The organism is Cupriavidus neocaledonicus (assembly GCF_000372525.1).
Classification (GTDB): Bacteria; Pseudomonadota; Gammaproteobacteria; order Burkholderiales; family Burkholderiaceae; genus Cupriavidus; species Cupriavidus neocaledonicus.
On the sequence record NZ_AQUR01000086.1, the window covers coordinates 30,681 to 42,989 of the forward strand.

Here is a 12,309-nt window from a genome sequence, read left to right on the forward strand (position 1 = left end):
GGTCAGCGCGCCGAGGTGGCGCCCGGTCGCAGCGTCAGCACCTGGGTGGCATCGCCGCGCCGCACGAACACCGCGGCGATGCGGCTCTTGTCCAGCCCGCGCACCAGTTCATTGAACTGGCGCGCGTTGGTCACGTCGGTGTCGCCCAGGCGCAGGATGATGTCGCCCGGACGGATGCCGGCTCGCAACGCCGGGCCGTCGGCCACTTCGACCTCGACGCCGGACTTGAGCTTGAGCTCCTTCAGGCGCGCCTCGGGCAGGTCGCTGACCACCAGGCCCAGCGCGTTGGGCTTGCCGGCCTGCGGCGCGCTGTCGTCCTTGGGCGCCGCGCCGCTGCGGGCGCGCGCCTTGCCGTCCGGCTCCAGCTCGGCGACGGTAATGCTGACCTCGCGGGTCGCGCCCTTGCGCCACAGCTGCAGCGGCACGCGCGTGCCGGGCTTGGTCTCGCCGACCATGCGCGGCAGGTCCGAGGCCCGCTCGATATCGCGGCCGTTGAACTTGAGGATGATGTCGCCCGCCTCGATGCCGGCCTTTTCGGCAGGACCGCCCGGCTCGACGCTGCCGACCAGCGCACCGCGCGCACGGCCCAGGCCCAGCGAATCGGCGACTTCCTTGGTGACATCGCCGATCGCCACGGCAATGCGGCCGCGGGTGACGCGCCCGGAGGACTTGAGCTGCTCCGACACGCGCATGGCCTCGTCAATCGGAATCGCGAACGAGATCCCCATGTAGCCGCCGCTGCGGCTGTAGATCTGCGAGTTGATGCCGATCACTTCGCCGCGCAGGTTGATCAGCGGCCCGCCCGAGTTGCCGGGATTGACGGCGACGTCGGTCTGGATGAACGGCAGGTAGTCGCCGGTGTCGCGGCCCTTGGCGGAGACAATGCCGGCGGTCACGCTGTTGTCCAGCCCGAACGGCGAGCCGATCGCCAGCACCCATTCGCCGGCGCGGACCTTGTTGGAATCGCCCAGCGGCAGGCGCGGCAGCCCGCTGGCCTCGACCTTGAGCAGCGCCACGTCGGTGCGTTTGTCGGAGCCGATCAGCTTGGCCTTGAATTCGCGCTTGTCCGGCAGCGTCACATAGATGGTCTCGGCGTCGGCCACCACGTGCGCGTTGGTCATCACATAGCCGTCCTGGCTGATGATGAAGCCCGAACCTACGCCGCGGCTCTGCTCTTCCTGCTGCGGAGGCTGGCCGCGGCGCGGCGGAGTGCCGGGCGCAGGCGCGCCGGGCATCGGCACGCCGAAGAAGCGGCGGAAAAATTCCGCCATTTCGTCATCGCTGCCCGGCGCGCCGCGCTGGCGCACCAGTTCGGTGGTGCGGATATTGACCACGGCCGGGCTGGCTTTTTCCACCAGATCAGTGAAGTCGGGCAGGTTGTAATTGGCGGCAGCGGCCTGGGCGTGGCTGACTTCGGCAACGGTCGGGCCGAGCAGCATCATGGCAGCCATGACCACGGCCCGCGCCAGGGCTGGAGATCTGAACATCATCGACAACTCCCGGGATTCAGCGAAAAGAAGAAAAACCGACTGGACGTGATCCCGTGGCGGGGACCCCTGCGCAGGTTTCATGGAGCCGGCCCCGTACAAAATCCGGGCGCCGGCTGCACCGGCTCACGCTCAGTGTACCGTCTTGGGCGGACGGTACTCTACGGCGGTCGCAAACTGGCGCACGGTGCTCGCCGGCACCTCGCCCACCACGGTGATCCAGAAATCGGCAACCCGGCGCACCACGACCTGGGTCGCGCCGAGCGCGGCCACGCCTTCGCGGCGCGCACGTTGCTCGGAAACCGGCTCAATGAAGACCGACAGGCCGGTCAGCCCGTCGCTGTAGACGACCTGCAGGACTTCGAACACCTGCCCGCGGGCATTGCCGGGTGCCGGCGCGCGCAACTCGCCAAGCGGACGGCGCACCTCGCGGATTTTCTGGAATCCCTTGAGCGGCACCGCGATCGACCAGCCCTCGTCGCCGATGCTGGTGGGCTGGTAGGTCACCTCGTAGTGGTTCCAGCCGCTGGAATTCTTGATCGCGGCCAGGATGCGCTGCTTCTCGGACGGGACGCCGATCTGCACCTGGGAGAACGACACCTGCTCCAGCACCTTGCCGCCGTCGCCGATGGTCTGCGCGCGCATCAGCAGGCCGGAGTTCTTTTCCGCCCACAGGCGCACCGCGTAGCGCGCGGCATCGTGCGGCTCCAGCGCAAAGACCTCGCACTCCATGCCGGCCACGCGCTCGGCGGGCATCTTGCGCATGTCGTACAGGTCCAGCACATCGTTCTTGTTGGTGGCGAGCAGCGCCGGGAAGCGGTCCTTGGCTTCCTGCTTTTCCACCACCACCAGCTTGGCTTCGGGGATCAGGCTGTGCACCACATCGTTCTGCCGCAGCACTTCGCGTGGCTTGCCATCGAGGGTTTCCAGCCGCTCGTATTCGTTGTGGACGAGATCGCTGTAATGCTGGATACGCGAGGCGTGCATGACGCTGCCGCGCTGATAGATCAGCGTGCCGACATAGTTCTCGCGCTGGGCGGCTTTATGGATCTTGTTGAGCCAGGCAGTGGCGTCGCGTCGGTTCAGCGTATTGTCCGCGGGCTGCGCGGTGGCCGCGGCAGCGCTCAGACACAAGGCCAGAAAAAAGGACCTACGCAGGGCCCTAATTCTCTGCGCGCCCGCTACATGGGCGGACGACCCTCCTTTATGCATGTCCGGCATTATTCCTGCGTATTTTCCTGAGTGAAGTTTGCACCGTTGGCAACCGTGCGCATGGTCGGCACGAAAGCATCCGTTGCCACTGAAGTGCGATGCGCACGCAGGTATTCGTCCAGGCGCGGGTCGCGGATCATCTGCGGCGCGTCCGCGGCGACCGTGACGATGCCGGCAGCCTGGCCGGCGGCCGGCTGCTCGGCCCGGGCCACCACGGCGTCAGGCGTTCCCACCGTGGCCGGGCCGCGCATCTGCGGCACCACCACCCAGCTGACCGCGGCCACGGCGGCGGCGATCGCGGTGCCCGGCATCACGCGGCGCACCCACGACGGCCTGACCAGCAGGCGATGGCGGGCACCGGCCTGTGCCACCGCCGGCGCCAGCACGTGCGGCTCGGCTTCCAGGCGTGCGGAGAAACGCGAGAGGAAATCGGCGGTGGAGCCCGCCTGCGTCAGGTCTTCGGAACGCAGCGCGTCGCCGATCAACTGGTACGTGCTCCAGTCGGAAATGCCAGCCTCGCTCTTTGCGAGATCCAGCACGGCATCGACTTCGTGCGGCGCCAGTTCGCCATCCATCAATACGGAGATCTGCTCCGCTGCTTCCACTACATGAACCGACTGCTTATGAGCCTGACCCATTTCCCACCCCAAGACATTCCATTGAACACCGATAATCCCGTTACTGCTGTCGCTTATCGATGCAGGAATAGGCTGCAACGCTGGCCGCACGACATTCTTCTCTACCACCTGGACCGCCACTTACCACCGCTTGCCCTCTGCCGTTCCCAGCAGCGGACGCAAGCGCTCGGCAATCGCCTCGCGCGCACGGAAGATCCGCGAGCGCACCGTGCCGATCGGGCATCCCATCGCTTCGGCGATTTCCTCGTAGCTGAGGCCCTCGATCTCGCGCAGCGTGATGGCGGTCCGCAATTCTTCCGGAAGTGCTTCCATCGCGCGGTTCACCGTCTCGGCGACCTGACGCGTGTGGAGCATCGACTCCGGCGTATTGATATCCCTTAGTTGTTCACCGTCCGCAAAAGTTTCAGCCTCTTCCGCATCGATATCGCTGGACGCTTCCGGGCGGCGGCCCTGGGTGGCCAGGTAGTTCTTGGCAGTGTTGACGGCGATCCGGTACAGCCACGTGTAGAAGGCCGACTCCCCGCGGAACTGGGGCAAGGCACGGTATGCCTTGATGAAGGCATCCTGCGCCACATCCTCGACTTCAGCGGGATCCCTCACCAGGCGCGAAATCAGGCGAATGATCTTCCGATGGTATTTAGTCACCAGAAGTTCAAAGGCCCGCTTGTCGCCCTGCTGGACGCGTTCAACTAGGAGCTGATCGGCTTCGCGTTCGCTCACGTATGGCTCACCTGCAGTGTATCTCTTGGTTTGGTCGTCACGACAAACGTTGTATTTTACCTACGATTCTCAGCCCGCCCGGTGAAGCAACGCGCATCCTGTGACCGCAAGCTAACAAAATCGTTCCCTGCCCGGGCAATCGGTTGCACCCGCAGTGCAACTCGCGCGGACCGTCGCAGCCATCGCGCCAGCTCGGGGCTGACTACCTGCCAGGGGAGAAGAATGACGCCGGGCATCGCATGGTCACCGGCGGCAAGGCACACCACCGTGGCGCCGCCCATCTGCCAGCACTGCCGCACCACGGCCTCGCGCCGCGCGCCGCCCGGTGCTTCCAGCCAGATCCGCAGCGGTCCTTCGGCGTCGGCGTCCTGCACGGCCGTACAGGTCCAGCGCAGGCCGCGCCACCATGCCGGCCAAGCGCGCAAGGTCGCCGCGGCGGCCAGCGCTAGGCCGATGCCAGCGGCGAGGTGCCACCACAGGAAACCGGCCTGGCTGCCGGCGATGGCGTCGGCCAGCGTCCGCGCCAGCAGCGCGAGCGCCAGCGATTCGGCGGCACAAAACACGAACAGGGCCCACCCCAGCGGGTGGACCCTGCCATGGCGCAGCCCCTTGAGGAACCCCGTAAGGGACCCCTTGAGGGCCCGCCTCAACCACGAATCAGGCGCGGCGGAAAACAAGCGTGCCGTTGGTGCCGCCGAAACCGAAGTTGTTCTTCACCGCCACGTCGATCTTCATCTCGCGCGCCGTGTTGGCCGCGTAGTCCAGGTCGCACTCGGGATCCTGGTTGTCGAGGTTGATCGTCGGCGGCGAGACCTGGTGGTGCAGCGCCAGCACGGTGAAGACCGATTCCAGGCCACCGGCGCCGCCCAGCAGGTGGCCGGTCATCGACTTGGTCGAGTTCACCACCATCTTGTAGGCCTGGTCGCCGAAGGCGGCCTTGATCGCATCGGACTCGTTCTTGTCGCCCAGCGGCGTGGAGGTGCCGTGCGCGTTCAGGTAGTGCACCTGGTCGGCGTTGATGCCGGCATCCTTGAGCGCATTGACCATGCAGCGGCGCGGGCCGTCCATGTTCGGTGCGGTCATGTGGTAGGCGTCGCCGCTCATGCCAAAGCCGATCAGCTCGGCATAGATGCGGGCGCCGCGCGCCTTGGCCGACTCGTACTCTTCCAGCATCATCACGCCGGCGCCCTCGCCCAGCACGAAGCCGTCGCGGTCCTTGTCCCACGGGCGCGAGGCCGCTGCGGGATCATCGTTGCGCGTCGACAGCGCGCGCGCCGCCGCGAAGCCGCCGATGCCCAGCGGCGACACGGTCGATTCGGCGCCGCCGGCCAGCATGGCATCGGCATCGCCGGCCTGGATCAGGCGGGCGGCCAGGCCGATGCTGTGCAGGCCGGTGGTGCACGCCGTCACGGCTGCCAGGTTCGGGCCCTTGATGCCGTGGATGATCGACAAGTGGCCGGCGATCATGTTGATGATCGAGCCGGGCACGAAGAACGGCGAAATCCGGCGCGGACCCCGCTCGCTCAGCACGGCATGGGTATCCTCGATCATCGGCAGGCCGCCGATGCCCGAGCCGACCAGCACGCCGATGCGCTCGGCATTGGCCTCGGTCACTTCCAGGCCGCTGTCCTTGAGCGCCTGCGTCCCGGCCGCGATGCCGTAATGGATGAACGTATCCATGTTGCGGGCTTCCTTGGCCGGGATGTAGTCCTCGGCATTGAAACCCTTCACCTCGCCGGCGAAGTGCACGGACAGCGCGGAGTGATCGAATTTGGTGATGGTGGCGATGCCGGACTTGCCGGCTACCAGGTTGGCCCAGCCTTCGGCAACCGTGTTTCCGACCGGAGACACAAGGCCAAGCCCAGTGACGACGACGCGACGACGGCTCACTATGTTTTCCTACGGGTGCGTGAAACGGGAACGGAACGCGGAGTTGCCCGCCGCCGGCCCGGCGGGCCGCGCGGCGAAGCTCATTCCATTCTGCTTCTTCGAACAGACGAAAGCCACAGAAAACAGCGAGGCGCGGCCGCAACGGCCCGCCCACCTGCCTTCTGTGGCTCGGAATGCAGAGACGACGGGCTTAGGCCTTGACGTGCGCGGTAGCGTAGTCGATAGCCTGTTGCACGGTCGTGATCTTTTCGGCTTCCTCATCAGGAATTTCCATGCCGAATTCATCTTCCAACGCCATCACGAGTTCAACCGTGTCGAGCGAGTCCGCACCGAGATCGTTCACGAACGAGGATTCGTTCTTGATGTCTGCCTCGGCCACGCCAAGCTGTTCTGCCACGATTTTCTTGACGCGTTGTTCGATATTGTCCATGTAACCCTCCAGGGAAGTTCGACAAAAAGTGGGCGCATTTTAGCAGGTTTGGGACAACAGAAATGCTGCCTGCCAAGCTTTGCAAGAATCGCGCCCGATTGGTTCGGAAAACTACGACTTCCGGCGGCTTCTTCCGGCTTCTTGGCCGAAAAACGCAGCCGGAAAACCATTAATTCATGTACATCCCGCCGTTCACATGCAGGGTGGTGCCGGTGATGTAGGCGGCTTGCGGACCGGCCAGGAAGGCGACCGCATTAGCGATATCCTCGGGCTGCCCCAGGCGGCCCAGCGGGATCTGCGTCTTGAGCGAAGCATGCTGCTCTTCGGACAGGGCCTTGGTCATGTCGGTGTCGATAAAGCCCGGCGCAACACAGTTGACGGTCACATTGCGGCTGCCGATCTCGGCGGCCAGCGAACGGGTCATGCCGGCCACGCCGGCCTTGGCCGCGGAATAGTTCATCTGGCCGGGATTGCCGACCGAGCCCACCACCGAGGTGATGTTGATGATGCGGCCATGGCGCGCCTTCATCATCGGGCGCAGCACCGCGCGCGACAGGCGGAACACCGAAGTCAGGTTGGTCTGGATCACGGCCAGCCAGTCCTCGTCCTTCATGCGCATCGCCAGCTGGTCCTGCGTGATGCCGGCATTGTTGACCAGCACGCCGATGCCGCCATGGCTCTTGACGATCTCGTCGATGAGTGCGTCGCAGGCCGCGGCGTCGTTGACGTTGAGCACGGCACCCTTGCCCTTCAGGCCTTCGGCGCCGAGGTAGTCGGTGATGCCGGCCGCGCCGGCTTCGCTGGTAGCGGTGCCGATCACGGTGGCGCCCTGCCGGGCCAGTTCCAGCGCGATGGCGCGGCCGATGCCGCGCGAGGCGCCGGTGACCAGCGCAACCTGGTTGTCGAGAAGTTTGGTCATGCGGTTGTCCTGTTGCTTACTTGAGCAGTGCCAGCGTGTCCTGCAGCGAGGCCGGATCGAAGATCGCGCCGCCGCTCAGGTTGCCGTCGATGCGCTTGGTCATGCCGGCCAGCACCTTGCCTGGACCGCATTCGATCACATGGGTGATGCCTTCGGCGGCCATCTTCTGCACGCACTCGACCCAGCGCACCGGCGCCGCGGCCTGGCGCACCAGCGCATCCTTGATCGCCGCCGGATCGTTGACGATGGCGACGTCGACGTTGTTCACCAGCGGAATCGATGGCGCCGCAAAAGCCAGGCCGGCCATGCGCTCGCGCAGGCGGTCGGAAGCGGGCTTGAGCAGCGACGAGTGGAACGGCGCCGACACCGGCAGCGGCAGCGCGCGCTTGGCGCCCTTGGCCTTGGCGATTTCACAGGCCTTCTCGACCGCGCCCTTGTGGCCGGCGATCACCACCTGCGACGGCGCGTTGAAGTTGACGGCCTCGACCACGCCCGCGGCCGACGCTTCGGCGCACGCGGCGCGCACGTCGTCATCCGACAGGCCCAGGATCGCGGCCATGCCGCCCTCGCCCACCGGCACGGCTTCCTGCATGGCCTGCGCGCGGAAGCGCACCAGCGGCACGGCGTCGGCAAACGGGATCACGCCGGCGGCCACCAGCGCGGAGTACTCGCCCAGGCTGTGGCCGGCCACCAGCGCCGGCGCCGGGCCACCGGCATCGAGCCAGGCGCGGTAGATCGCCACCGCGGCGGTCAGCATCACCGGCTGCGTATTGGTGGTCAGGTTCAGTTCTTCGGCAGGGCCTTCGGCGATCAGGCGGCCGAGATCCTGGCCGAGCGCGGCCGAGGCTTCTGCCACGGTGGCGCGCACCACGGCGTTGTCGGCGAAGGCATTGAGCATGCCGACCGACTGCGAACCCTGGCCGGGAAATACGAAAGCGAATTTCATCGGATGGAAACCCTAACAAGAAATCGGGGGCCGGCGCCGCGGCAGCTCGTGCCTGCGCGGCACGCCTGGCACCGGCCGCGTATCACATGCGCAGCAGCACCGCGCCCCAGGTGAAGCCGCCGCCCACGCCTTCCATCAGCACGGTGTGGCCGGGACGGATGCGGCCGTCACGGACGGCGACGTCGAGCGCCAACGGGATCGAGGCGGCCGAGGTGTTGCCGTGCTCGTGCACGGTCGCGACCATGCGCTCGGCCGGCAGGCCGAGCTTCTTCGCCGTGCCCTGCATGATGCGGATATTGGCCTGGTGCGGAATCAGCCAGTCGACCTGGTCGGGCGACACGCTGGCGGCTTCCATGGCTTCGCGCGCCACCTTGTCGAGCACGTTGACGGCGAGCTTGAACACCGCCTGGCCGTCCATGTGCAGGAACGGGTTGCCGGTGATGTTGCCGCCGGCGACATTGCCCGGCACGCAAAGGATGTCGACATGGCTGCCGTCCGAATGCATCGCGCTGGACAGGATGCCCGGTTCGTCGGACGCCGACAGCACCACCGCGCCGGCGCCGTCGCCAAACAACACGCAGGTGGTGCGGTCGTTGAAGTCGAGGATGCGCGAGAACACTTCGGTGCCGATCACCAGCACGTTGCGGTGCGAGCCGCTGCGGATGAACTTGTCGGCGGTGGCCAGCGCGTACACAAAGCCGGAGCACACCGCCTGCAGGTCGAAGGCCGGGCAGTGGTTGGTGATGCCCAGCTTTTCCTGCACGATGCAGGCGGTGCTGGGGAACACGAAGTCCGGCGTCGAGGTGGCGACGATGATCAGGTCGATGTCCTGGCGGTCGATGCCGGCGGCGGCGATGGCCTGCTCGGCAGCCTTGACCGCCAGCGTGCTGCTGGTCACATCGGGCTCGGCCCAGTGGCGCGCCGAGATGCCGCTGCGCGAGACGATCCACTCGTCGCTGGTCTCGATGCCCTTCTCGGCAAGCTGCGCGGCCAGCTCATGGTTGGTCACGCGCCGCGGAGGCAGGTAGCTCCCGGTACCGATGATTTTTGCGTACTTGGTCATGTATTGTCGGATCGTATGGCCCGCCGGCACCCTCGACCGGCGCGCGTGGCGCTCAGGCGACGTGGGGGCTGGGATGCGCGCCAGGCGCCTCTGTCTCCGGGGCGGGCTGGGCACCGCCTGCGGCGCTGGATTTATCGGCAAAGGCCCGGGTGATGCGGGCGATCACGCCATTCTTGGCGGCATCATACCCGCGTTTGATGGCCCACTCAAAAGAATGGGCATCGGCCGAGCCGTGGCTCTTGATCACCAGCCCGCGCAGGCCGAGCAGCGACGCGCCGTTGTAGCGCGCCGGGTCGAGCCGCTTGGCCAGGCGCGACAGCACCGGCATGGCGACCGCGGCCAGCAGCTTGGTAAACCACGAGCGGGTGAATTCTTCCTTGATCATGCTGCCGATCATCTTGGCCAGGCCCTCGGTGCTCTTGAGCGCCACATTGCCGACGAAGCCGTCGCAGACCACGATGTCGGTAGTGCCCTTGAAGATGTCGTTGCCTTCCACGTTGCCGTAGAAGTTCAGCTCCGAGGCGCGCAGCAGTTCGCCGGCGCGCTTGACCACCTCGTTGCCCTTGATGACTTCCTCGCCGATGTTCAGCAGGCCCACCGTGGGGTGTTCCTTGTGGTCGACGACGGCCACCATGGCCTCGGCCATGCGCGCGAACTGCAGCAGGTGCTCGGGTTCGCAGTCGGCGTTGGCGCCGAGGTCCAGCACCGTGGTGCCCCAGCCCTGTTGGTTGGGGATGGTGGTGGCGATGGCGGGCCGCTCGATGCCTTCGAGCGTCTTCAGCACGTAGCGCGATACCGCCATCAGCGCGCCGGTATTGCCGGCGGAGATGCAGGCACCCGCCAGGCCTTCCTTGACCTGGGTGACGGCAACGCGCATCGAGGAGTCGCGCTTCTTGCGCAGGGCCACCTCGACCGGGTCATCCATGGTGATGACCTCGGTGGCCTCGACGATGCTGACGCGCGGATGATCCAGCGCTTGCAGCTTCTTCAGCTGCGCCCGGATGGCGTCGGGCAAGCCGACCAGCACCATCTCGGCATCGTCGTGGCGGGAAAGAAAACTGATCGCCGCGGGCACCGTCACGGAAACTCCGTGATCGCCGCCCATGCAGTCGATAGCGATTTTGATCGTCATTGTTCCTGGTACGGATAGCGCGGCGGCGCACGCCACGCCCGGCGTGAATCCCGAGCGCCCAACAAAAAAGCGGCAACGATCTTGCCGCTTTTTTGTGTCTGACCGATTATTGTCCGACCCACAGGCATGCGCGAGCGAGACGCAACGTCACGCCTAGCGAAGCTATCAGTCGTTCTTGGTCTTGATGACCTTGCGACCACGGTAGTAGCCGTTCGGGCTCACGTGGTGGCGCAGGTGGGTTTCGCCGGTGGTCGGCTCGACGGCCAGCGGCGCGGCCGACAGGTGGTCGTGCGAACGATGCATGCCGCGCTTGGACGGCGACTTCTTGTTCTGTTGAACAGCCATGATGACTCCTTCGAGAATTTTTCAATATTAACACACGCATCCCGCCCAAGGCGTAGCCGGGGCCCGGCCGGATGCTTCAGATTCACCTGCAAGACCCTGCAGGCCGCGCGCTGGCGGCTTCAGTGCCGGGTCTTCAGGCCGGCCAGCGCCGCGAAGGGCGAAGGCCGCTTTTCTTCCTCAGGCTCAGCTTCAGGCTGGGCCTCGCCGTCCGTTCCGGTCACGAGGCTATCGTGCACGGTCGGGCAGACGTCATGCTTGGGCGCCACCGGCAACGCCAGCAGCACTTCATCTTCTATCAGTTCCAGCAGCGAGAACCGCTTCGAGCCGGCGATCACGTCGACTTCGTCGTCGTCCATCGGCGCGGCGTCGGCCGCTTCCTCGCTTTCCACCACCTCGAAACGCGTCGCCGTGTCGATCGGCTGGGCATAAGGCGCCAGGCAGCGCTGGCAATCCAGCCACATCCGGCCCTGCACCGTCACGTCGAGAAACAGCCGCTGCGCCACCGGGGCGCCGGGCTCGGCCGCCTCTTCGCGCACGAAGCCGGTGGCCGTATAGGCGAAGGTCTCATCGGGTGCCGAGGCTGGCGCTTGCGCGGCGGTCTCGGCTAAGATGCGCGGCAAATCCCGCACCGCCACGTCGCCGGCCAGGCTTTCACCCTTTCGGCACATGGCGAAGAGGTCAAGCGCGCGCAGGTCGATCGGCTGGGTCATGTGCGTGGCTCCTGTCGCAAATCAATGACGGATCAGCCACATTCCTCACCCGACGGAATGCGTGGACTGCGGGCCGCGCACATTGGCGGCACTGCGCCCGGGTGCGGATGCGGCTAAACGCGCGATTATACGGTGTAAACCTAGCTGAGGTCAAAGGCCTTGCTCCGGAAGCCACACGGCTTCCAGCCCTGATTCTATTACTTATGTCTCCAGACCCACGCCCCCGGCTGATCCTCGGCTCCGGCTCGCCCTACCGCCGCGAACTGCTGGAGCGGCTGCGCATTCCCTTCGAAGTCGCGGTGCCGGACATCGACGAAACCCCGCTGGCCGGCGAAGCGCCCGAGGCCACGGCGCTGCGGCTGTCGCAGCGCAAGGCCGAGGCCATCGCCGCCCGCCACCCCGGCGCGCTGGTGATCGGCTCCGACCAGGTGCTGACGCTGGACGGCGCCCAGATGGGCAAGCCCGGCACCCACGACAACGCGGTGGCGCAATTGCGTCGCATGCGCGGGCGCACCGCCACCTTCCACTCGGCGCTGTGCCTGCTGGACTCGCGCACCGGCACCGCGCAACTGGCCGACGTGCAGACCCGCGTGACGCTGCGCGACCTGACCGACGCCGAAATCGAGACCTACCTGCAGCTGGAGCGCCCCTACGACGTGGCCGGCAGTGCCAAGTCCGAGGGACTCGGCATCACGCTGCTGGCGCGGGTCGAGTCCGACGATCCCACCGCGCTGGTCGGCCTGCCGCTGATCGCGCTGACCGGCATGCTGCGCCAGGCCGGCTACCCTCTCCTTTGCGCATGAACCGCATCCACCCC

At 66.4% G+C, this 12,309-nt stretch carries 14 protein-coding genes; 1 reads left to right on the forward strand and 13 read right to left on the reverse strand.

What is annotated here, in order from left to right; translation table 11 throughout:
* Positions 1 to 2: 2 nt before the first annotated feature.
* From A3AG_RS0109390 to A3AG_RS0109450, 13 genes are all read right to left on the reverse strand, one after another.
* On the reverse strand, positions 3 to 1,490 hold the full coding sequence (locus tag A3AG_RS0109390) for a DegQ family serine endoprotease (protein WP_018005152.1): 1,488 nt from the start codon (positions 1,488 to 1,490) through the stop codon (positions 3 to 5).
* Between the two features lie 129 nt (positions 1,491 to 1,619).
* The gene (locus A3AG_RS0109395; protein ID WP_026164072.1) at positions 1,620 to 2,699 is read right to left on the reverse strand and encodes a MucB/RseB C-terminal domain-containing protein; all 1,080 of its coding nucleotides are present in this window, start codon (positions 2,697 to 2,699) and stop codon (positions 1,620 to 1,622) included.
* Between the two features lie 8 nt (positions 2,700 to 2,707).
* Complete coding sequence (locus A3AG_RS0109400) at positions 2,708 to 3,337, reverse strand: sigma-E factor negative regulatory protein (protein ID WP_018005154.1); 630 nt, start codon at positions 3,335 to 3,337, stop codon at positions 2,708 to 2,710.
* A gap of 120 nt (positions 3,338 to 3,457) precedes the next feature.
* A complete protein-coding gene (gene rpoE, locus A3AG_RS0109405; protein ID WP_012353313.1) occupies positions 3,458 to 4,057 on the reverse strand; it encodes an RNA polymerase sigma factor RpoE in 600 nt (199 codons plus the stop codon).
* Positions 4,058 to 4,113: 56 nt separating this feature from the next.
* Positions 4,114 to 4,734, reverse strand: a complete 621-nt coding sequence (locus tag A3AG_RS31540) for a hypothetical protein (protein ID WP_026164073.1) — start codon at positions 4,732 to 4,734, stop codon at positions 4,114 to 4,116.
* Positions 4,715 to 5,947 carry a beta-ketoacyl-ACP synthase II gene (fabF, locus tag A3AG_RS0109415; RefSeq protein WP_018005156.1) on the reverse strand — a complete coding sequence of 411 codons (1,233 nt, stop codon included), beginning with the start codon at positions 5,945 to 5,947 and terminating at the stop codon, positions 4,715 to 4,717. The genes A3AG_RS31540 and fabF overlap by 20 nt, the downstream gene beginning before the upstream one ends.
* Before the next feature lie 190 nt (positions 5,948 to 6,137).
* A complete protein-coding gene (gene acpP, locus A3AG_RS0109420; RefSeq protein ID WP_008644813.1) occupies positions 6,138 to 6,377 on the reverse strand; it encodes an acyl carrier protein in 240 nt (79 codons plus the stop codon).
* 169 nt (positions 6,378 to 6,546) lie between these two features.
* Positions 6,547 to 7,296, reverse strand: coding sequence for a 3-oxoacyl-ACP reductase FabG (gene fabG / locus A3AG_RS0109425; RefSeq protein WP_018005157.1), 750 nt, complete (start codon positions 7,294 to 7,296; stop codon positions 6,547 to 6,549).
* A gap of 16 nt (positions 7,297 to 7,312) precedes the next feature.
* Positions 7,313 to 8,242, reverse strand: coding sequence for an ACP S-malonyltransferase (gene fabD, locus A3AG_RS0109430; RefSeq protein WP_018005158.1), 930 nt, complete (start codon positions 8,240 to 8,242; stop codon positions 7,313 to 7,315).
* An 82-nt stretch (positions 8,243 to 8,324) separates the two neighbouring features.
* Positions 8,325 to 9,305, reverse strand: a complete 981-nt coding sequence (locus A3AG_RS0109435; RefSeq protein WP_018005159.1) for a beta-ketoacyl-ACP synthase III — start codon at positions 9,303 to 9,305, stop codon at positions 8,325 to 8,327.
* A 52-nt stretch (positions 9,306 to 9,357) separates the two neighbouring features.
* Positions 9,358 to 10,437, reverse strand: a complete 1,080-nt coding sequence (plsX, locus tag A3AG_RS0109440) for a phosphate acyltransferase PlsX (protein WP_018005160.1) — start codon at positions 10,435 to 10,437, stop codon at positions 9,358 to 9,360.
* 165 nt (positions 10,438 to 10,602) lie between these two features.
* On the reverse strand, positions 10,603 to 10,782 hold the full coding sequence (gene rpmF / locus A3AG_RS0109445; RefSeq protein WP_010814675.1) for a 50S ribosomal protein L32: 180 nt from the start codon (positions 10,780 to 10,782) through the stop codon (positions 10,603 to 10,605).
* A gap of 119 nt (positions 10,783 to 10,901) precedes the next feature.
* Entirely contained in the window at positions 10,902 to 11,492 is a 591-nt protein-coding gene (locus A3AG_RS0109450; RefSeq protein ID WP_018005161.1) for a DUF177 domain-containing protein, read from the reverse strand.
* A gap of 203 nt (positions 11,493 to 11,695) precedes the next feature.
* On the opposite strand from A3AG_RS0109450, the gene A3AG_RS0109455 reads away from it, so the two are divergent.
* Positions 11,696 to 12,295: a Maf-like protein gene (locus A3AG_RS0109455; RefSeq protein ID WP_018005162.1), complete on the forward strand. Its 600-nt coding sequence runs from the start codon at positions 11,696 to 11,698 to the stop codon at positions 12,293 to 12,295.
* Positions 12,296 to 12,309 lie beyond the last annotated feature (14 nt).